This is a genomic window from Actinomyces gerencseriae DSM 6844 (genome assembly GCF_000429265.1).
In the GTDB taxonomy this organism is placed as follows: Bacteria; Actinomycetota; Actinomycetes; order Actinomycetales; family Actinomycetaceae; genus Actinomyces; species Actinomyces gerencseriae.
This window is the reverse complement of record NZ_AUBN01000013.1, coordinates 57,022-77,753: the sequence shown is the minus strand read 5'-3', so window position 1 is coordinate 77,753 and position 20,732 is coordinate 57,022. Positions and strand designations below refer to the sequence as shown.

The window sequence follows — 20,732 nt, the reverse complement described above, 5'->3', positions numbered from 1 at the left end:
AGCAACGCGATCTCCTCGCGTTCGCAGAAGCAGAGGCAACGACCGGTGGGCTCCTTACAAGCTGACAGGAGTCATCCCTTCAGCATGACGGACCCGGCGAAAGACCACCGCAGCCGACGCACCGACCCGGGCGCCGGCGCCCTCAGTGCCGGCACCGGAGGCGATCAACCGCCAGAAGTCACGCTGGACCTCACGCGAGGGCCGCGGAGGCTCGGGCGAGCGCATCGGCGCCCGCAGCACCCGATCAGCACGCCACCGCCAACACCTCACCCCCCACAAGCGCCACCAGCACCCACACTCAACTCCTCAGACACCACGCCAACTCGCCTCTCTCATCAAGCTGTCGCGACAACCAGCCGAATCCACGGCTCTTCCAAGCTCTCGGACCTCCTTCTCCAGCACCCTTGATCCACCGCGCCTCACCGCCCGGCGGTACCGGACCGGGCGCCCCGGTTCGATCCCGGACTCACCCCGCCCAGGCGCGCAGAGCCCCGTGATGGCCCCCGGCTCCCCGGTGATCCGACGAATGGCGGTCCCGACGGCCTCGACATCCCCGGCCAGACCGCCGCCGACACCTCGTCGGAGTCCACGCCCGCAGCCGGGTACGACCCGGTACTCTTCACCACGAAGGTGCTCCCCCCCCCACCGGATATGCGCGGACATACGCAATCCGCATTATCCCAGGGCAAGGAGCACCATCACCCTTATTCATCACCCCAACGATGAGAACTCGAGGTTAAGCGAAGGAGTATTGATGATTCGCTGGTTGCGATCTCATCCGCTGACGGGATTCGTCGTCCTCGCCTATACGGGATCATGGATCTTCCGGGTGCCCTTCATCCCTTTGCAAAAACTCATTCCCGCGGAGTCCTATAAACCGGCAGCGGCGGGGGTGGGTCAGTTGGGGCTACTGGCCGGACCCCTTCTCGCCTCACTCATCATGACTCGTCTGACGACCGGTTCGTTGCGCGCCTGGACCTCCTCGTTCAAGCGGTGGCGCGTTCCGCCGGTGTCCTACGCCCTGGCCCTCATCGCGATACCCGCGGCCATTATGACCGCTTCGGCCGTGCTGCCCGGCAAGGAGGCGGGCACCCCGTCCTTCGTCGGTCCGGCCGTGGTGATCGGCCCCCTCATCCAGGGGGTCGTTTTCCTCATCGGCGGCCCCATCCAGGAGGAAGTGGGATGGCGGGGCTTCGCCCTGCCCGTCCTGCAGGAGCGTATTCGTCCGCTCCGGGCCGCCGTCGTGCTCGGCGTCATCTGGGGAGGCTGGCACCTGCCCCAGTTCTTCGTGTCGGCGTGGGACACTCCGCACAACAATGTGACCGATGTCCTCGGTTTCTTCGCCTTCACCATCACCGGCGCCGTCGTCATGTCCTGGATCACCAACCTGGCGCACGGCTCGGTCCTGCTGGCGATCCTGGCGCACAACTCCATGAACTGGGCCCTGGCGACGTGGTCCGGGATCACCGGCCAGCAGGCGACCACCATCTGGCCCGCCACCGCGGGGATGGCGGTCCTTGCCGCCGTGGCGATCATTGCGACTCGGGGGCGCCTCGGCTTCGAGAGGCCGGCCAAGACAGCACCGCAGTAAGATCCTGCACCGCCGGACGGGGAGAGCACGAGGTCGACGTCAGCCGCCACTCGGGCATTCCTGCGCGAGTCCGACGACGACGCCCGACTCGCGCGAGAATGCCGGCCTCGTGCAGAGAGCCCCGACTCGACGCGCCGGCCTTCCCCCTCTCTTCCCCGATCCACCGGGCTTTCGATGAGGAGCCTGGGCCGTCCCGACGGTCGAGCACGAATGAAGCCCGGGTGTATGGTGAGTCGGCCTATGAACAACGCCGATAACGACGACACCGCCGAGCACCCGGAGGACATGCCGCTGCCCGCCGTCGCGGGCGAGTTCGACGACGCCACGAGCACCGGCGCGGATGCCGATGCGCCCGCGGCATCCCGCTCCAGCAGCGGCGCGCGCCGCAGTGGCCGCAACCGCCGGGGCGCCGGCCGTCCCGGTCGCCGCTCCTCCCGACGTCGTCGTGAGTGGTCGGGATTCACCCCCGAGCAACTCGCAGAACGGGCCGCGAGCGTGCCCGCGCTCGTCTACCCCGACGAGCTGCCGGTCTCCGCCCGCCGCGCCGAGATCGCCGAGGCGATCCGCGACAACCAGGTCGTCATCGTCGCCGGGGAGACGGGCAGCGGAAAGACCACGCAGATCCCCAAGATCTGCCTGGCGCTGGGCAGGGGCGTCACCGGCATGATCGGTCACACCCAGCCGCGTCGCATCGCCGCGCGCTCGGTCGCCGAGCGCATCGCCCACGAGCTGGGCACCCCCATCGGCCGGAACGGCGTGGTCGGCTACCAGGTGCGCTTCACGGAGGAGACCGGCCCCACCACGCTGGTCAAGCTCATGACCGACGGCATCCTGCTGGCGGAGATCCAGTCCGACCCGATGCTCTCGCGCTACGACACGATCATCGTCGACGAGGCCCACGAGCGGAGCCTCAACATCGACTTCATCCTGGGCTACCTGGCCCGGCTCCTCCCCTCCCGCCCGGACCTGAAGGTCATCATCACCTCCGCCACCATCGACTCGGCGCGCTTCGCCGACCACTTCGGACACGCCGTCGCCCGGGCTCCGGCACCCGGCGACGACGCCGACGCAGACTCCGGCGCCGGCCGCAACGGTCGCCGCGATGACGCAGACGCGGACGCGGACGCCGAAGCCGACCTCGGCTCCCCCGCGGCCTGGGCGCCCGCCCCCGTCATCGAGGTGTCGGGACGCACCTACCCCGTCGAGATCCGCTACCGCCCCCTCATCGCGGGGGATGACGCCCCCGACTCCCCGGACGCGCGCCCCGCTCGCGATCCGGCTGCATCCGCAGCCCCATCGGCCCCGGCCGCCCCCGCTCCGGCGGGCGAGCTCACCGACGCCGAGCTCGACGCCCTGACGTCCCCCGACCCCGCGGTCCGGGCCGCGGCGCGGGCCCGCCGCGACGCGCTCCGCTCGGCCGCCGGGAGCGGACCGTCGTCGGCGACCGGGAGACCACCGTCGTCGGCGCCCTCCCCGTCCTCGCGCAGCCGGGCCGGCCACGGAATGAACTGCGGAACGACTCACGGCGGCGGCCGCGGCGGCGATCCGGGCCCGGGGACCGCCCACCGGGAGGACCGCGACCAGGTCACCGGCATCCTCGACGCCGTCGATGAGCTCATGGCCGCGGGCGGCGGCGACATCCTCGTCTTCCTCGCCGGGGAGCGGGACATCCGCGACACCGAGTCCGCCCTCATCGATCACCTGGGGCCTCGCTACACCCCCGACGGGCGCTCGCGCGTCCCGGGCGCGGTCGAGGTCGTGCCGCTGTACTCGCGCCTGAGCGCCGCGGAGCAGCACCGCGTCTTCGAGGCGCACTCCGCCCGGCGCATCGTGCTGGCCACGAACGTGGCCGAGACGAGCCTGACCGTGCCCGGCATCCGCTACGTCATCGACCCGGGCCTGGCGCGCATCTCCCGCTACTCGAACCGCACGAAGGTCCAGCGCCTCCCGATCGAGCCGGTCAGCCGCGCCAGTGCCGATCAGCGTGCGGGGCGCTGCGGACGCGTGGCCGACGGCATCGCCATCCGCCTGTACTCCGAGGCCGACTACCTCTCCCGACCGGAGTACACCGAACCGGAGATCCTGCGCACCTCCCTGGCATCCGTCATCCTGCAGATGGCGGCGCTCGGGCTCGGCGCGGTCCAGGACTTCCCCTTCCTCGACTCCCCCGACCCCAGGGCCGTGCGCAACGGCGTGCAGCTGCTCACCGAGATCGGGGCGATCGAGACCGGCGCCGGCCGCGGGAGCGCCGCCCGCGACGGCGCCGGCCGGGGCCTCCCCGAGCGCAGCGGCGGCCGCAACGGCACGGGCCGCAGCAACGGCCCCGGCGGCGTCGGGACCGCGCGGAGCGCCCGTCGCGGCCCGCGTCTGACCGCCGTCGGCCGGCGCCTTGCCCGTCTGCCCATCGATCCGCGCCTGGGCCGCATGCTCCTCCAGGCGGGCGACCTCGGCTGCGCCGGCGAGGTCATGGTGATCGTCGCCGCGCTGTCCATCCAGGACGTGCGCGAGCGCCCGGCCGACCGTCAGGAGGCGGCCGACGCCATGCACCGGCGCTTCGCCGACCCGGCCTCCGACTTCCTGACCTACCTGAACCTGTGGCGCTACCTGCGCACCCAGCAGCGCGAGCTGTCGGGCTCCGCCTTCCGCCGCATGTGCCGCTCGGAGTTCCTCCACTACCTGCGCGTGCGCGAGTGGTTCGACGTCCACGCCCAGCTGCGGCAGCTCGCCCGCCCGCTGGGCCTGGGCGCCGCCCCCGTCGAGCTGCCGACGGCGCGCTCGATCCGCGCGGCCGGGGCGGCGCTGGAGCCGGGCACTCAGGCGGCAGCGGTCGCGCACGGGGACGTGGCGGCGGCCGTCGTGGCGCTCGGGCGCAGCGCGGACACGCCCGACGCCGACGCCATCCACCGCTCGCTGCTGGTGGGCCTGCTCTCCAACGTGGGCACCTGGGACGAGCGGCGGCGCGAGTACGCCGGGGCGCGCGGGACCCGCTTCATCATCTGGCCGGGCTCGGGTCTGCGGCGCAAGACCTACGACTGGGTGATGACGGCCGAGCTGGTGGAGACCTCCCGCCTGTTCGCGCGCACGGTGGCGAGGGTCGACGCGCGGTGGGTCGAGGAGGCCGGCGAGAGGGCGGGCCTGACGAGGCACGTGTACGGCGAGCCCTACTGGTCCACGCGCCACGGCGCCGCCATGGTCCACGAGAAGGTCCTGCTGTACGGGATGACGCTGGTGGCCGACCGGCCCGCGACCCTCGCCGGCGTGGGCACGCCCGCCGCCCGCGAGGTCGCCCGGGAGATGTTCATCCGCAACGGGCTCGTCGAGGGCGGCTGGCACGCCCGGCACGGCTTCGTGGAGCGCAACCGCGAGCTCATCGAGGAGCTCGGCGACGTCGAGCGCCGCCGCCGCGTCCACGGGCTGATGGCCGATGACGAGGCCCTGTTCGACTTCTACGACGACCGCCTGCCCGAGGACGTGCGCGGGGCGAACGACTTCGACGTCTGGTGGAAGCGGAAACGGGAGCGCCGCCCCGACCTGCTGGACTACACCCGGGAACTGCTCCTGCCCGACGGCGACGACGCGTCCGGCTACCCGGACAGCTGGGTCCAGGGGGACCTCACCCTGGGCCTGAACTACGTGTTCTCACCGGGAGCCCCCGACGACGGCGTGAGCGTGCAGGTGCCCGTGGAGGTGCTGGGGCGGTTGACGCCGGACGGCTTCGACTGGCTGGTGCCCGGGATGCGGCCCGAGCTGGTGGTCGCGACCATCCGAGCCCTGCCCAAGCGGGTGCGCCGCCGGCTCGTGCCCGCCCCCGACGTCGGGGCGCGGGTATGGGCGACCATGCGCGAGCGGGTCCCGGACGCCGGGGATGGGGGAGCGCCGGGCTCGCCGTCGGCCCCCGCGATCCCCTTCCGGGAGGCCTTCGAGGCGGCCGTGCTCCAGCTGCGCGACGTCGAGATCGCCGACGCCGACTGGGCCGAGGTCGAGCAGCGCCTGCCCGACCACCTGCGCATCGCCTTCGTCGCCCTGGACGCGCACGGCCGGGAGATCGACCGCGGCAAGGATCTCGTGGCGCTCCAGCAGCGCATGTCGGGGCGCACGGAGCATGCGGTGCGCTCGGCGGTGCGCGGGGCGCTGGCGCAGGCGATGGCCGAGGCAGAGGACCGTGAGAGCACCCGCACGCGAGGCGGGAAGCGGCGCAGGAGCGGGCGCCGGGGATCGCGCGGGGCCGGTGGGAGGGCCGGCGGCCCGACCGGCGCCGCCGCGGTCCGTTCGACCGGCCGCTCGAACGGAGGGCCGGGCGTCGACGCCCCGGACGGACCGGTGCCCGGCGGCGGCTCACCGGGCGGCGGTCCGGAGGCGGAGGCCGATGCGCGGGGACGGCGCGGCTCGATCCGTCGCGGTCCGGCCGAGCGCGGGGGCCTGACCGACTGGCCGAGCGACGTGCCCGGTCTGGAGCCGCCCGATCGCTCGACGATCCCGGAGACGATCGAGTCGACCGGGACGGCGGGACTGATCGTGCGCGGCTACCCGGCCCTCGTGGCCACCGGCGCCCGCAGCGCGGACCTGAGGATCCTGCCCGACGCCGCCTCCCAGGCGCGTGCTCACGGGGCCGGGGTGACGGCGCTCGCCCTGGCGCGGACCTTCCTGCCCACGGGACGGGTGACGAGCCGGTGGAGCGCGGGCGAGTCCCTGACCCTGGCGGCCAGCCCCTACCGGAGCACCGAGGCGCTCGTGGAGGACATGGAGCTGGCTGCGGCTCGCATCGTGGCCGGCCGGTGGGCCGCCGGGTCGTCGGCCGCGGTGGCCGCAGTGGCCGGCGACCCGGCCCGCGTGCGGGAGCGCGAGGTCTTCGCCGATCTCGTCGACGTCATGCGTCAGGAGCTCGAGGACGAAGTCCACCGGGTGGCTCAGACGGTCGTCCGTACGCTCGCCGCCCGGCGGGAGGTGGATCGCGTCGTCGGGGCCCACACGTCCCTGTCGCTGCTCGGCACGCTCCAGGAGGTGCGCGAGCACGCCGCCGAGCTGGTCTTCGACGGCTTCATCTCGGCGACGCCCGCCGAGCAGCTGACGCACCTGCCGCGCTTCCTCAGGGCGCTGGCGCTGCGCGTGGAGAAGGCGGAGGCCTCCCCCGGCCAGGACGCCGCCCTGGCCCACCAGGTGGCCGAGGCGACCGCCATCGTCGCCGAGGCGCGGGAGCGCTCCGCCGCCGCGGCGCCCGATGCCGAGCGCGAGGCGGTGCTGACCGAGGCGCGCTGGCTGCTCGAGGAGCTGCGGGTGAGCCTGTTCGCCCAGACGCTGGGCACCAGTCGCAAGGTCAGCCGCCAGCGGATCAGCAGGCTGGTCGCCACGGTGTGAGCCACATGCGGGTCGCCTGCGAGCCGCATGCGGGCCGTCCGCACGCCGTGCTAACTCACGATCTCGTTGATGGAGCGCCTCGCAGTGGGACGCACCCCGTGCGCGGCGAGCGCCTCGCGGGCCCTGCCCCAGCGACGGTCGTCCCGGTAGCCGACCCACACGGGGGCCAGACCGAGCTCGTCGATGGCATCGTCGAAGCCGCGGGCGTGCTGCGCCTGCATCGCCGCCGACAGCGTGCTCGCGGCGGCGCGCTCGTCCTGCCGCCCGCTGCTCTGCAGGTGGCGGATGAAGCCGCGCCGGTCCGCGGTCGTGATCGCCTTCGCGCTGTCATCGACCACCACCCATCGGCGTCCGGGCTCGATGCCGAACTCATCGTCCCCCTTGTCGAGGTTGATCCCGCGCGCCGAGACCATGGCGGCGAGCAGGACCTGACCGGTGTCCAGGTCGAGGTACCCGCCGTTGACGTCGCCGTAGGAGGCCATGGTGTCGGCGAGCTCCTCAAGATCGACCGGCAGCGGCCGTCCGACCGGGTCATGCCCCTGGATCCGGGCGAGGAGCTCGGCGCTGAGAATCGCGTCGCCGTCCTCGTCGCGCCAGCGGAGCCGGCTGCTCAGGGTCGCCATGACCGAGGCGAGCTCCCCCCTCACGGCTCTGCTCCCGCGCGGGCGCCCGGGCCCGTGAATCCCGTCCCAGACCTCGAGGAGGGCCTGCCCGATCTGCTGGAGCGCATGGTCGGCGTTGACACCGGTCAGCGCGGCGATCAGCGCGGCGGCGTCGTCCGACGCCCGGGCGACGCGGACCGCCCGCAGGTCGAGGCGCTCGGGCTCGACCTGGCCGAAGGTCATCAGGAAGGCGTTCACCTCGTTCTCCTCGGCGCGCGCCTGCTTGGCCGTCAGCGCCGGGTCGTCGCCGAGGAAGTCCTCGTCGTCGTGCCGCATGCGCCCGTACTGGTCGGGCAGGACGCCCCAGCCCCAGATCGCGGTGGGCTCCTGCACGACGACGCCGACCTCCTTCTCGGGGTCCCCGAGCCTGGTCACGGTGCACCGGCAGGTCCAGTCGTCCCCGAAGTCGAAGACGTACCGGAACACCTCGCCGACATCGACATGGTCCTTGACCCTGGCATTGTGGCGCAGAACCCTGTCGATGAGCGCCCCGCCGCTGAACCCCCCGAGACCCAGCTCGAGGTCGGTGGCGTCGTCGATGATGCGGGTGCCGTCGGCGAGCGTGAAGTCGCGCAGGTGTCCCAGATCCCAGCGGGCCAGGGCGAGGTCGATCGCCACGCCGAGCTGCTCGAAGGTGGTCGATGGCGGCACGATGAGGTCCCGGCCGGGAGGGGGCACGAGGATCTGCCCCCTCCCGGAGAGGAGCTCAACGGAGATGATCTGCCAACGCCGTGCCATGGTGCCATGGTGGCAGCGCATGCGGCGCAGACCAAGACCCCGCCCCGGCGCGTCCACCCACTGGTCCTGGAAGAGTCACACCGCAAGATCACACCGGTCGCGCGGCGAGCTCGTCCCACAGGGCGAGCCACTGATCGACGACGGCGGGGGCGCTGAAGCGCCGGCCGTACTCACGGGCGCGCCGACCGGCGTCCGCGCGTGCGGCATCGTCGTCCATGAGGTCGACCAGAGCGGCCGTGAAGGCCTCAACATCGCCGTTGGGCACGAGCGACGCGGCCGGTCCGCCGGCCAGGCGCACCCCGGGCGAGCAGTCGTAGATCACCGAGGGCACGCCGACGGCATTCGCCTCCAGGATGCACATGCTCAGCCCCTCGAAGCGCGACGACAGCGCGTGGATCGCCGCATCCGCCAGGACCGGCCCGACGTCATCGACGGATCCGCACAGCTCGACGTCGCCGTCGGCGCTCGCCGCCAGGCCCCGCAGGTCCGCCTCCCGGGGCCCGGAGCCGTAGATCCGCAGACGCCAGCCGGACCGGGCGGCGACGTCGAAGGCGCGGATGAGGTGATCGACCTGCTTTCCCTCCGACAGGCGCCCGATGAAGACGACGGTGCGGGAGGACGCCGGATCGGCGGTGTCCCCCGGATCGGGGCACGGATTGACCATGGGGACCGCGTTCGCGCCCCAGGAGCGCAGCTCCTCCGCGCCCTCGGGGGTCAGGGCGGTCACGGCGGCCGAGACGGTCGCGGCCCCCCGCACCAGAGCGCGCTGAGTCTCGGTGAGGGCCGGCACATCGGTGTGGACCTGGGAGACGAGGCGAGCGGGACGGACGCCGGCCTGATCGAGCAGCCGCACCGATTCCAGGCCGGCGCCGATGACGAGGGTCCCCTTCTCCCAACGGCCCGCCAGGCGGCGCAGGCGGGCCACCGCCCAGGGCCACCAGCCCAGGGTTATGACACGGCGCAGCGGCTTGAGGAACGCCTTGGAACGGGCGAAACCGGGCATCTTGGTGGTCAGGCGGCGGCCGGGCACGACGTCGATGACGTGGTGGCGCTCGCGCAGGTCGGGATCGCAGGCGCCGAAGCACCAGATGTCGACGGGAAGGCCGCGCGCCCTCATCTCGGTGGCGAGCAGATCGGTGGCGCTGACGATGCCGTTGGGACGATGCATGTCGTTCATGAGGAAGACAACCCGCTCCAGCGGTAGGCGCTCGGCGGCATCGCCTGCGCTCGCGACGCGATCGGCGTTCTCGGGAACCATGGCCCCAACATTAGCCGAGCGGTTCCGGGCGGCAGGCGCCCCTCCTCCCCTTCGCCGAGATCGGTCCGGTTCCGCACCGAGATCGGTCCGGTTCCGCGCCGAGATCGGTCCGGTTCCGCACCGAGATCGGTCCGACGGCGCCTCCTCCGATCCGGCATGTCGGAACGACTGGCGAAGGCGACCCCGGGCGCTCGTGAGTACCGTTCTCCCCGGGGACTCCTCCCCTTGCCCGGGCCGTCCGACAAGCGCAGGTTTCATCCATGAGCACCGCCGACCGCCGCCTCCGACCCGCACCCGCCGCCGATCCACGTGGACGGCGCGCGTGGGAACCGCTCCGAGCCGCCGCGCCATGCTGCTGCTGTCCGCCGTCGCCGCGGGCGCCCTCTCCGGCTGCGGCCAGCTCTGGGAGAAGCACGATATCGGCGGGACCGTGCTGTCGAGTGAGCAGACCCGCACCGAGGTGCCCCTGGCGGAGGCGCCCGACCCGAAGGCCGCCGTCGATGCCTGCAATGCCTTGGGGGCAGCGCTCCTATCGGCCCAGCTGGCCGACGGATCGCACGCCAATGCCCTAGCGAGCCCGGCCTCCCTCGCCCTCAACCTGGCGACGGCGTCGCTCGGCGCCACGGACCCGGCATCCCAGGGGCTCAACAGGCTCCTCGGGGCCGCGGACGAGGAGGCCCGCAACACGACCTGGTCCGCGATCCAGACGGCTCTGCTCGCCCACGACGGCGACGTCTCCCGCTTCGACCCGGAGGACAAGGCCCCCAAGAACCCTCTCCTGCACCTCGCCGACCAGATGGTCATCATCGATCGCAACGGTCGGTCCGAGATCAACCAGGGCTTCATCGACGGCGTCCGCCACTGGTTCTCCGCGGATCTGCGACGCGTCGATGCCGATCAGGCCCAGGACGCGCTGGATGCGTGGGTCGACCGGAACACGGCGGGTCTCATCGAGTCCTCGGCGCTCAAGGCCGACAGGACCCAGGTCGCGCTGCAGAACGTCGTGCTCTTCGCCGCGCAGTGGAAGAAGCTCTTCGACGAGAAGAACAGCGATGAGGCGGACTTCACCCGTGCGGACGGCGGGGTCACCCGCGTCCAGATGATGACGCAGACGAGCGCGATGGCATGCACGGAGGGGCGCACCGACTCGGTGACCTGGAAGGTCCTGCGCGTGCCCTACTCCGGAAGCTTCATCCTGGACCTCGTTCTGCCGCAGAAGGGCTCGCTCCCGGAAGAGCTGCCGGCCGGCACGTGGGCCGCGGCCAGCACCCTGCTCGACGAGGCGGAGGCCGAGGGGATCTTTCCCCAGGTGAACCTGTCGATGCCGCGCATCGACCTGTCGACCCCGGCGGACGGGGTCGACATCCTCCCGGTCCTGGACTCCCTGGGCGCCGACATCCGTCCGATGGGACGCGTCAACCCGGTGTTCGAGACGATCGCCTACCAGCAGCAGGTCCGGCTCATCGTGCGCGAGGACGGTACCGTCGCCGCCGCCGTCTCCAAGCACGGCGATGGGGTGACCGCGCCGAATCCCGGTCCCACCACGGACTTCCGCATCAACCACCCCTACGTCATGCGGCTGCGGGACCTGTCCACCGGCGTTGCGCTGTTCGAGGAGGCCATCAACAACCCGTCCTGACGGCCCGCCCCCCGCCTCCGGGTCGGCCGCGGCCGAGCCGCGCTGCGCCGGGCCGGTCCGAGCCCGGTCTCACAGGACGGCGGACAGCAGTCGACAGACGTTGTCGATGTAGCAGCGCCACCAGGGCTCGGTCGCCCACTTCTCGGCGGTCAGCTCGGAGGAGGCGGTGCGGTAGTAGGCGTCGTTGGCGCGCAGCATGTCGTCGAGATCGCCGCCGAAGGCGAGCAGCATGACCTCGTAGTTCAGCGCGAAGGAGCGGAAATCCATGTTCGCGCTGCCGATGACGGCGATCTCGTCGTCGACCGTCATGTACTTGGCGTGCAGCACGGTCGGCGCCGGGTACCGGTAGATCCGCACCCCGGAGGCGAGCAGGGCCTGGTAGTAGGAGCGCTGCGCATGGTTGACGATGAGGTGGTCGGATTCCAGGCCCACGAAGAGCTCGACCTCGATGCCGCGATAGGCCGCTGTCGTCATCGCCGCAAGAAGCGCCTCATCGGGCACGAAGTAGGGACTCGTGATGGACACCCGCTTGGTGGCGTTCTCAATGAGGGACAGGACCATCCGCAGGTTCGGCTCGGTGGGGTAGCCGGGCCCCGAGGGCACGAGCTGCATGGCGTTGACGACGGCGCTGGGCCGCCCCGGCCGAGGCGCCGGGGTGCCGACGGGCGCCGCCTGCCTCAGCACCTGCGATATCGAGTCGGCCCCTCCGCCCTGCGGCAGGATGTCCTCGACGTCGAGCACCTCCCCGGACTCGAAATACCAGTCCATGCCGAAGACCGCCTCGGCCTCGACGACGATATCCCCGGTGACCTCCGCGCTCAGGTCCGCCCACGTGCGTCCGGCCCGGATATTGGAGCGCAGCCGGTAGGACGGGTCGATGATGTTGTGGGAGCCGATGAAGGCGCGCTCGCCGTCGATGACGAGGAGCTTGCGGTGGTTGCGCAGGTCGGGACGGCGGAAGCGCCGCTTGTGCGGCAGCAGCGGCATCATGAGCCGCCACTGGATGCCCGCGGCGGTGAAGCGGTCGCCCAGCCTCCGCCAGCCGGGATACTTGCGCGACCCGAGATGATCCACCAGGAGGCGCACGGTCACACCGCGGGCGGCGGCCCGCTCCAACGCGGAGTAGAAGACGTCGGTGACCGGGTCCCAGGACTGGATGTAGAACTCGACGTGAACGTGATGCGCAGCGGTGTCGATGGCGCGGGCCATCTCGGCGTAGGTGGCCGTCGCCTCGCCGTGCAGGGCGATGACCTCGCCGGTCACGCACGGCAGCCCCGTCAGGGCGCGGTTCATCCGCAGGACCGAGTCCAGGTGCGGTGAGCGCCTGGTGCCGTCGGGCGCGTAGGGCACGTCCCTGGTGGACTCCAGGGCGATCTCGTTGACGGCCATCTGCTGCTCGCGGCGCTTGCCGCGGATCCACGGGCTGCCCAGGAAGATGTAGAGCGGCAGGCCCACGAGCGGCAGCAGGAAGATGAGCAGCAGCCACGCCGTCGATGACGAGGGGCGTCGGTTCTCCGGGACGGTGCCGAGCGCGATGACCTTGATCGCGTACTCGACGACGACCCAGGTCGTCGTCAGAACCGACTGCCACTCCATGACCGCATCCTCGCACGCGGAGTGCGCGGAGCCGCCCACCAAGCGCCGGGGGCGACCGGTTCTCCTCGGTTCCGCGCCGAGATCGGTCCGGTTCCGCACCGAGATCGGTTCAGTCCCGCACCGAGATCGGTCCGGTTCCGCGCCGAGATCGGTCCGGTTCCGCGCCGAGATCGGTTCAGTCCCGCACCGAGACCGGCGAAAGCCGCGCGCCCTCCTGATGACTCAGTCGGTGGACGGCGTCGGGTCCCCGAAGAAGGCGCGGAAGTATCCGTAGAAGTTCCAGTTGCCCCAGCTGGTGCAGTCGTTGCCGCCGTAGGCCGCGGTGGCATTGGGCTGGTAGGGGGTGTAGTTGTACAGACCCGCGGTCGCCTGGTTGGCCGCCGTCAACTCGCCAGTGCCGCATGCGGTATCCGGGGAATAGGCCAACTGCACCGGGACGCCCGCGACGACCTGATAGGCCTCAGGAGCCAAGCGATAGTCCTGGAACTGCGTGGCGGCCCCGTAGAGCTGCGCGAAGAAGCCCGCGAACTGCGGATTGCACCGCTCGTGATCGGGGCAGTCGTAGCCGGCGGCGGCCTCGTAGTCGCGAGCGGTCAAGGAATCGCCCGAGGCGGTGAGCAGCCCCTGCTCCTTCTGGATCAGCACCAGCAGCACCTGCGGGTTGATGTCGCACGCCGTCGCCACCTTGGAGACGACCTGCGCGGCACTCTCGGCGGACGCGCCCCGATAGCCGCCGGGACAGGCCGTGGTCGCCTCGCGGTCCTCGGTGTCGAAGGTGGCCTCCGCCAGGCAGCGCGTACCGTCGCTACCGGTCTGACAGCCCTCGTTGACCCGTTCGATGAAGGTGGTGATGTCGCGGGTCGTCATGGTGGTCGAGTCGTAGAAGACGTCGTCGTCGATGATGCGCGCCGCGTCGAAACCGGTCATGTCGGTGCTGACGGGGGTCGGACTGGACTGGTTGATGACTGTCGCGGAGTTCCGCAGCGGGGCGGGGTCGATGAATCCGGCCGCGAACAGCCCCACGACGACGGTGAGCGCGAACGCGCCCAGGAAGAATCCCAGTGGGGATCTCAGCAGACGCGCCAACGGGCTGCGGCGGGGCGCGCGACGACGCCGGGTGCGTCCCCCGGCACTGGACGCACCCGTCGAGCGGCCCCGGCGCGCGGACGCGGACCGCGCCGTGGCGGAGCCCCGCCGCCCCTGAGACGAGCGGCGCTGAGAGGAGGGAGGGGAACGGTGAGGCATCGGCGCCATGCTGCCACAGTCCGAGCGATGGACCGAGTCCTCGCCACGGCGGCCCCCTGTCCGCGCGACCCGAGCGGACCCGACAACCTCGGGATTCCACGAAGCGCGGCCCCGGGGGCGCATCGCCCGACGACGCTCCTCCCGCGTGCGTCTCGTTATCGCGAGCGCGCCCCCGGGGCGAGTCCCCCGACGGCCGACGTCGCCGCATCCGCGCGCGGACATGCGCCGAGGTCGAGACCGCGGACCCCCGGATTCCGCCGTTCCGCACGAGGATATGCGCGTGCGAAGATCCGCCGGCACGCTACGCTCTGAGCCGTGCACCTGCCCGATGTCCTGGACCTGGCCCGCGCCCTCATGGCGACCCATGGCGTCGAGGACTGGGAGCTGGGCCTGGACCGCGCCCGGCGACGGGCCGGGCAAACCGACCACGCGCGTCATCGGATCACCCTCTCGCGTCATCTCATGGGCCTGTACGACGAGGCCGAGGTCCGCGAGACGATCCTCCACGAGATCGCGCACGCGCGCGTCGGCGCCAGTCACGGGCACGATGCCGTATGGCGGGCCGAGGCCGAGCGCATAGGCTCGACCGGACGGCGCCTGATCGCCCCGGAGGCGCCGCGCGTGGAGGGACGGTGGCTGGGACGGTGCCCGGCAGGCCACACGGTGACCCGGATTCGACGCCCGTCGGTCCCCCTGGCGTGCGCCACGTGCGCACGCTCCTTCCGGATCGAGAACCTGCTCGACTGGGAGCACGACGGCGTTGCCGTCACTCCTGAGCAGATCGGGCCGCGCTACGCCCGCGCCCTCGCCCTGCTCGCGTCGCACTGATCGACGGCGCGAGGGTCCCGGCCCGACCCGTATGCCGATGGTACTCGGGCGGCGGTCACGCCCCCGGCCCGACCCTCGCGGGCCCGACTGATATCTCGCGGGCCCGCCCGACCCCGGGGCCTTGCGGGTCTCGGCCAGAGCGTGCTTCGTACGGGCACGAACCGCAGCCGCCTCGAAGGGCGTTCGAGGTTCTACGGCACGGGCTCATCCAGGTCCGGTGCTACGGGAGCATCCGCAGCAGCGCGGAGCCTCCGATGATGAAGGAGATCGCGGACACCACGACGAGGATCACCTGCCAGACGAGGACGGCACGCGCCCAGTTGCGGCGCGAGGCCGATGCCGATCCGCCGAAGGACACGACGCAGAGGTAGATGAAGCCGATCAGGGGCAGCGCGGAGAGGAAGACCGCCAGCATCCAGGCGCCGAATGAGTCCCCGGGCGCGGCCTGCCGCGACTCCGAAGCCGCCGGCGCCGATGCCACGGTGGGGAGCCCGGGGGCCTGGGGCGCGGAGATGGGCGATCCGGGGCCGAAGGCCTCCGAGCCGACCGCCCCGGGAGCGTAGTCGTGAGGCGCGCCCCCCGCCGCCGGCGACGCCGGGTAGGCGGCTCCGCCACCGGACGAATCGGCGACGCCCGCCCCCGCCGGGGCCGTACCCCCGGCCGCCGGAACCGCCATCGCAGGCGCCGAGGGCTGCTGGGGGGCCGTCGGAACCGGGTAGGCCGAGGCGAGAGTCGCGGGCCCCGCATCCGAACTCGGGCCCGACGGTGCCGACGCGGGCACGCCAGGCCCCGACGGCGCCGACGCGGGCACGCCAGGCCCCGACGGTGCCGACGCGGGTACGCCAGGCCCCGACGGTGCCGACGCGGACACGCCGGGTCCCGCCGGAGCCGTCAGACCCGACGCTGACACGCCCGGGCCCGACACGGGCATGGGCGTCTCCGCGCGAATCGCCGGGCCGGATGCGGCGGACCCCCCTCCCTGCGGGATCGCGTACCCGCTCGAAGCCCCCGCATACCCACCGGGAGCGCCCATCGAGTGGGATGCGGGCGCGGCGGCCTGCGGCGAGCCCGCGGGCGAGGAGCCGGGAACGGCCGAAGACAGCGGCACTTGCCTGGTGGCCTCCTCCGCATCGAAGCGATTCGCGGGCGTCGGCCTCGCCGGGCCCGCGGCCGCTGCTGGCTGCCCGTAGGCGGAGCCGACGGCGCCGGGTCCGTCCGTCGGCGATGGCCGGGACCCATCGGAATCCGTCACGGGCGGTGCGAATCCTCCCGAGGGAAGGAAGACCGTCTCCGCAGCTCCATCGGACTGGGCGGCCTGTTCGGTCTCCGGGGCTCTGTGCGCAGCCCGGCTCCCGCCGGCGTCGGCACCGCGGAGCGGATTCGCGCCGCCGCTCCCCGCCCCGGTCGTGGGCGCCCGTCCGGGGGCCGGTTGCGCATACGGCGTCGAGCCCTGCTCGGAAGCCGGTTGGGCGAAGGGGGCTGGCTGCGCGGGCGACGTCCCCTGCGGCCGCCCTGCGCCGCCCGCCACGCCCAGCGCACGGGGATCCACTGTGACGGTCTCCATGGAGTACGAGAGGTCGGACACCTGGGACTCCTCCGTCCGCCCCGGCTGCCCGCCCTGGGCAGCGGGCGCCGACGAGGGCGGAACCGCGTCCGACTTCCGAGTTGAGGGGGTGTTGGCCTGCGGTTGCTGAGACTCCGACACGACGGGGCTCCTTCGACAGGGCACCGGGGCGTTCCGGTGCGCACGACGCATCCACCTTACGGCACCGAGCGGCTCGGGTCACTGCGCCGCACGCCGAGATCGGTCCGGTTCCGCACCGAAATCGGTTCAATTCCGCGTCGAGATCGGTCCCCCTCCACCCGACACGCCCACCGTGGAGGCACGCACGACGAGCTCGGGGGCGAAGGCCACGTGCCGCGTCTCGGGGGCGTCGGCGAGCAGGAGGTCAGCGGCAGCACGGCCAATGTCGCGCATGGGCACGTGAACGCTGGTCAGCGGGGTGATGAGCTCGGAGGCGATGGTCACGTCGTCGTAACCGACGATGGCCACGTCCCCGGGAATGGACAGTCCACGACGACGGATCTCGCGCATGGCGCCGATGGCGAGCTGGTCGTTGGCGCAGAACAGCGCCGTCGGCGGGGCGGAGGCCCGAAGGAGCGACGCGGCCCCCGCCGCCCCGGCGTCCGCCGTGTATCCATGGCCCCCGCTGATCGCCTCGATCTCCCGGAGGGCCTCGGCGGGATCAAGACCGGCATCGGACAGTGCCGCCAGCACGCCGTCGCGGCGATCGACGGACTGACGCACCGACAGCGGTCCGTTGACGAAGCCGATGCGACGGTGGCCGAGCCCGATCAGGTGGGCGACGGCGGCGCGCGCGCCCGCGACGTCGTCGCCGGAGACGGTGGGCAGCTCGGCCGAGATCGGCGGATGGTCCATGAGGACGACCCGGATGCCGCGCCCGGCCAGGACCTCGAGGTTGTCGAGCGTGGAGGTCGAGGGCGTCACGATGACGCCGCGCACGTCCAGGCCGGCCAGCAGGCCCATGAGCTCGCGCTCGCGATCGGGATCGGAGTCGGTCGAGCCCAGCATGGGGACCCGGTCGTCCTCGCGCAGGCGATCCTCGATACCACGGGCCGCCTCGGTGAAGAACGGGTTGGAGATGTCGTGGACGAGCACCCCGACCAGTGAGGAGCCGCCGTGCCGCAGGCGTCGGGCGGTCTCGGAACGCACGAAGCCGAGCTCGTCGATCGCCGTGCGCACGTGCCTCAGAGTGGCGGGGGCCACGCGCTCCGGGTGGTTGAGCACATGCGAAACCGTGCCCACGGAGACGCCGGCCTTCTCGGCGACGTCGCGAACCGAGGGATGCGCCACGATGCCCCTCTTCCCCTCTCATCAACTGATCCCGGGCCCAGGATAACGGTCTTCGGGGACGACCGTCCGCAGGAGGCGGCGGGCACGGGGCGGAGCAGAGACGGGACGGGGAGCGGCGGTTCCGGCTCGAGATCGGTTCAGTTCCGCGCCGAGATCGGTTCAGTTCCGCGCCGAGATCGGTTCAGTTCCGCGCCGAGATCGGTCCGGCTCCGGCGAGAACGAAAGTGAAAACGACCATGCCGCACGGCGATATCGATAGTGTCGACTGCATATCACCCCATCAGGTCCGCCAGAAAGGTCCGCACAATGACCGCTCGGAACGCGGCGGGAGCGTCAACGCTCGTCGTCTACTACTCCGCCCATGGGCACACCCGCAGGGTGGCCAAGACCATTATCCGGGCGCTCGGCGCCGACGCCTTCGCGCTCGCGCCCGCCACCGCCTACAGCGAGCCCGATCTGAACTACAACGACCCCCGCAGCCGGGTCTCGCAGGAGCACATCGATCGCAGTCGGCGCCACGTCGAGCTCGTGAGCCCCGCCCCCGATGGCTTCGCCGGCTACAGCACAGTCCTGATCGGCTATCCCATCTGGTGGGGCGAGGCCTCCTGGGTCCTGGGGGACTTCGTGCGGAAGAACGACTTCTCGGGCAAGGTCGTGGTCCCGTTCTGCACATCGTTCTCCTCGGGGGTCGGTCCCAGCGCGCGCGACCTCTCCTCCCTGACGAGCACGGGCGACTGGAAGCCGGGGACCCGCCTCGAAACGAGCATCGACGCCGCCGGAGTGTCCCGCTGGCTGAGGCGGCTCGGCATCGACCTGTAGCCCGACGCCGCCCGGGCCCGCCCGGCCGCCCCCGCGCATGCGGGGGCCTCATGGCGTGTTGGATGCGGTCCATGTTGGGGGTTCCGCCGCCCCCGCGCATGCGGGGGCCTCATGGTCGGATGGTCGGGCAGTGCCCGCGGCCCGGGGCCGAGCAGCGCCGCCGACCCTCTTGCCGACCCACCCCTCGCCCTTGACGCCAGCCCTCGAGCGGGCTACCTTTTCTCGCGTCGATGTTGAAACGATTCATAACGCACATCGCGCAGCACATCACCTCTCGTGCCTCCCCGCCATACGGCAGCGCACAACCTGGACAAGGACGTTCAATGACCGACCCCGCCCCGACCGCCACTCCCGCCGACCTCGCCCGGCTGCTGGAGACCACGCCCGCCCGCTCCCGGCAGCGCTGCTGCTTCCTGCTCCGGGTGCGTCCCGAGCGCCTCATGGAGTACGTCGAGGTCCACCAGCGCGTCTGGGAGGAGATGCGCGAGGCGCTCACCCGCACCGGCTGGCGCAGATACTCCCTCTTCCTGCGCCCCGAGGACGGCCTGGTGGTGGGCTACTTCGAGTCCGACGACGTCGCCGCGGCCATGGCCGCCATGGAGCGCGAGGAGGTCAACGCCCGCTGGCAGGCGGAGATGGCCCAGTACTTCATCCAGCCCGACGGCGGGAAGGCCGCCGTCCTGCCCCAGTACTTCCACCTGGCCTGACGCCGCCGGCCCACCACCCGCATCCATCACCCACGACTCCCAAGGAGGAGAGCATGGCCCGCAACTCGGCCCGGAAACCACTGACCGGCTGGAAGGCGACCGCAGCGGTCGCCATGTCGAACTACATCGACTCCGGATCCATCATCGCCATCGCCACGTCCCTCGGCTTCTGGGGCGCCGCCTACTTCCCCGACGACGACGGCACCATCGCGGGCCTCCTGGCCGCCTTCAGCGCCAATGCCTTCGGAGCGGCCATCGGGGCCCTCATCGGCGGGCCGCTGTGCGACAAGTACGGCCGCAAGTTCATCTACACCTACGACCTGCTCCTCTACGCCCTGGGCGGTCTCATCGTCGTGTTCACCATGAACCTGCCGATGCTCTTCACGGGGTTCGTCATCATCGGTCTGGCGGTGGGCGCCTCGGTTCCCGCCGGCTGGACCTACATCGCCGAGTTCGCGCCCACGGCGCAGCGGGGCAAGCACATCGGAGCCACCCAGCTGGCCTGGTCGTGCGGCCCCTTCATCGGCTTCGGCCTCGCCGCCGCCCTGACCCCGCTGGGACTGCTCGGCAGCCGCATCGTCTTCGCCCACCTCGTCGTCATCGCCCTGGCCACCTGGTACATCCGCCAGGGCCTGGAGGAGTCCGCGACATGGGAGAGCGCCAAGGGCGGCGCGGGCGCCGAGCCGCCGTCGATGTGGGCGTCCTTCCGCAAGCTCTTCAACCGCCGCGTCAACATCACGGCCCTCGCCTTCCTCGCGGTCATCTACACCTGCTGGAACCAGGCCGCCTCCCAGAACGGCATCTTCCTGCCCACCATCCTCGGCTCCATGGGCTACGAGACCCTGCAGACCGACCTGTTCTCCATGCTCTCCTGGGGCTTCGTCATCGCCTCCACCTTCGTCTTCATGCGCCTGGTGGACCGAGTGCCCTACCGCTGGCACTACCTGGTCGGCGGACTGCTCGCCATCGCGTCGTGGATCATCCTCGTCTTCGGTCCCTCCGACGCCGCCTGGACCGCCTTCGGCTACACCATGATCTGGGGCCTGTCCGCAGGCCCGTCCGCTCAGGCCTTCTACTCGGTGTGGTCGCCCGAGCTGTTCGCCACCCCGTACCGCTCGGCGGCCCAGGGCATCGTCTTCTTCGTCGTCCGCCTCGCCTCCGGTCTCATCTCGCTGATCTTCCCGATCATCCTGGCGCGCCCCGGCGGCTTGATGATCGATGGCATCATCCTCATAGGATTCCTCGTGGCCGCCACCGCCGTCGGCACCATCGGCGCGCCGAGGACGCAGGGCAAGAGCCTGGAGGAGATCGAGATGGAGCGCTACGGAGAGCACGTGACCAGCGCCTGAGCCGCGGCCCGACCGAGTCCGGCGGGCCCGACCGACCCGGCCCGCGGGGACGCGGCCGCCCCCACGTCGC

13 protein-coding genes are annotated in these 20,732 nt (G+C 71.9%); 7 read left to right on the top strand and 6 right to left on the bottom strand.

Annotated elements, in window-relative coordinates; genetic code table 11:
- Positions 1 to 940 precede the first annotated feature (940 nt).
- A complete protein-coding gene (locus G448_RS18365) occupies positions 941 to 1,591 on the top strand; it encodes a CPBP family intramembrane glutamic endopeptidase (protein WP_169720828.1) in 651 nt (216 codons plus the stop codon).
- A gap of 240 nt (positions 1,592 to 1,831) precedes the next feature.
- On the top strand, positions 1,832 to 6,946 hold the full coding sequence (locus G448_RS0106725) for a DUF3418 domain-containing protein (RefSeq protein WP_034494634.1): 5,115 nt from the start codon (positions 1,832 to 1,834) through the stop codon (positions 6,944 to 6,946).
- A gap of 50 nt (positions 6,947 to 6,996) precedes the next feature.
- On the opposite strand, the gene G448_RS0106720 is transcribed toward G448_RS0106725, so the two are convergent.
- Both G448_RS0106720 and G448_RS17005 read right to left on the bottom strand, forming a co-directional pair.
- Positions 6,997 to 8,346 carry an IS1096 element passenger TnpR family protein gene (locus G448_RS0106720; protein WP_026407364.1) on the bottom strand — a complete coding sequence of 450 codons (1,350 nt, stop codon included), beginning with the start codon at positions 8,344 to 8,346 and terminating at the stop codon, positions 6,997 to 6,999.
- 88 nt (positions 8,347 to 8,434) lie between these two features.
- Positions 8,435 to 9,604 (bottom strand): glycosyltransferase, encoded by a 1,170-nt coding sequence (locus G448_RS17005; RefSeq protein ID WP_051268700.1) that lies wholly within the window; start codon positions 9,602 to 9,604, stop codon positions 8,435 to 8,437.
- A 322-nt stretch (positions 9,605 to 9,926) separates the two neighbouring features.
- Here G448_RS17005 and G448_RS0106710 point away from each other — a divergent pair, with 322 nt between their 5' ends.
- Positions 9,927 to 11,243, top strand: a complete 1,317-nt coding sequence (locus G448_RS0106710) for a serpin family protein (RefSeq protein ID WP_245572225.1) — start codon at positions 9,927 to 9,929, stop codon at positions 11,241 to 11,243.
- A 69-nt stretch (positions 11,244 to 11,312) separates the two neighbouring features.
- Here the strand turns inward: G448_RS0106710 and G448_RS0106705 are convergent, their stop codons facing one another.
- Together G448_RS0106705 and G448_RS15480 are read right to left on the bottom strand one after the other, a co-directional pair.
- A complete protein-coding gene (locus tag G448_RS0106705) occupies positions 11,313 to 12,839 on the bottom strand; it encodes a phospholipase D-like domain-containing protein (protein ID WP_026407362.1) in 1,527 nt (508 codons plus the stop codon).
- Positions 12,840 to 13,061: 222 nt separating this feature from the next.
- Complete coding sequence (locus G448_RS15480) at positions 13,062 to 14,084, bottom strand: hypothetical protein (protein ID WP_315560784.1); 1,023 nt, start codon at positions 14,082 to 14,084, stop codon at positions 13,062 to 13,064.
- Positions 14,085 to 14,399: 315 nt separating this feature from the next.
- Between G448_RS15480 and G448_RS0106695 the strand changes: the two genes are divergently transcribed.
- Positions 14,400 to 14,912, top strand: a complete 513-nt coding sequence (locus tag G448_RS0106695) for a SprT-like domain-containing protein (protein WP_026407361.1) — start codon at positions 14,400 to 14,402, stop codon at positions 14,910 to 14,912.
- A gap of 220 nt (positions 14,913 to 15,132) precedes the next feature.
- Here the strand turns inward: G448_RS0106695 and G448_RS17000 are convergent, their stop codons facing one another.
- Both G448_RS17000 and G448_RS15470 read right to left on the bottom strand, forming a co-directional pair.
- A complete protein-coding gene (locus tag G448_RS17000) occupies positions 15,133 to 15,588 on the bottom strand; it encodes a hypothetical protein (RefSeq protein ID WP_245572223.1) in 456 nt (151 codons plus the stop codon).
- A 1,155-nt stretch (positions 15,589 to 16,743) separates the two neighbouring features.
- Positions 16,744 to 17,787, bottom strand: a complete 1,044-nt coding sequence (locus tag G448_RS15470; protein WP_051268696.1) for a LacI family DNA-binding transcriptional regulator — start codon at positions 17,785 to 17,787, stop codon at positions 16,744 to 16,746.
- Between the two features lie 306 nt (positions 17,788 to 18,093).
- Between G448_RS15470 and G448_RS15465 the strand changes: the two genes are divergently transcribed.
- The 3 genes from G448_RS15465 (at position 18,094) to G448_RS0106665 (ending at position 20,662) form a co-directional block, all read left to right on the top strand.
- Positions 18,094 to 18,606, top strand: a complete 513-nt coding sequence (locus G448_RS15465; RefSeq protein ID WP_051268694.1) for a flavodoxin — start codon at positions 18,094 to 18,096, stop codon at positions 18,604 to 18,606.
- 323 nt (positions 18,607 to 18,929) lie between these two features.
- Positions 18,930 to 19,313 (top strand): L-rhamnose mutarotase, encoded by a 384-nt coding sequence (locus G448_RS0106670; RefSeq protein WP_026407360.1) that lies wholly within the window; start codon positions 18,930 to 18,932, stop codon positions 19,311 to 19,313.
- A gap of 53 nt (positions 19,314 to 19,366) precedes the next feature.
- Positions 19,367 to 20,662, top strand: coding sequence for an MFS transporter (locus tag G448_RS0106665; protein WP_026407359.1), 1,296 nt, complete (start codon positions 19,367 to 19,369; stop codon positions 20,660 to 20,662).
- Positions 20,663 to 20,732 lie beyond the last annotated feature (70 nt).

Bases quoted from the DNA above. Each gene is read 5' to 3' on its own strand.
- G448_RS17005 (WP_051268700.1), bottom strand. From the start codon at position 9,604: ATGGTTCCCGAGAACGCCGATCGCGTCGCGAGCGCAGGCGATGCCGCC.
- G448_RS18365 (WP_169720828.1), top strand. From the start codon at position 941: ATGACTCGTCTGACGACCGGTTCGTTGCGCGCCTGGACCTCCTCGTTC.
- G448_RS0106705 (WP_026407362.1), bottom strand. From the start codon at position 12,839: ATGGAGTGGCAGTCGGTTCTGACGACGACCTGGGTCGTCGTCGAGTAC.
- G448_RS17000 (WP_245572223.1), bottom strand. From the start codon at position 15,588: ATGGCGGTTCCGGCGGCCGGGGGTACGGCCCCGGCGGGGGCGGGCGTC.
- G448_RS15480 (WP_315560784.1), bottom strand. From the start codon at position 14,084: ATGCCTCACCGTTCCCCTCCCTCCTCTCAGCGCCGCTCGTCTCAGGGG.
- G448_RS0106665 (WP_026407359.1), top strand. From the start codon at position 19,367: ATGGCCCGCAACTCGGCCCGGAAACCACTGACCGGCTGGAAGGCGACC.
- G448_RS0106725 (WP_034494634.1), top strand. From the start codon at position 1,832: ATGAACAACGCCGATAACGACGACACCGCCGAGCACCCGGAGGACATG.
- G448_RS0106720 (WP_026407364.1), bottom strand. From the start codon at position 8,346: ATGGCACGGCGTTGGCAGATCATCTCCGTTGAGCTCCTCTCCGGGAGG.
- G448_RS15465 (WP_051268694.1), top strand. From the start codon at position 18,094: ATGACCGCTCGGAACGCGGCGGGAGCGTCAACGCTCGTCGTCTACTAC.
- G448_RS0106670 (WP_026407360.1), top strand. From the start codon at position 18,930: ATGACCGACCCCGCCCCGACCGCCACTCCCGCCGACCTCGCCCGGCTG.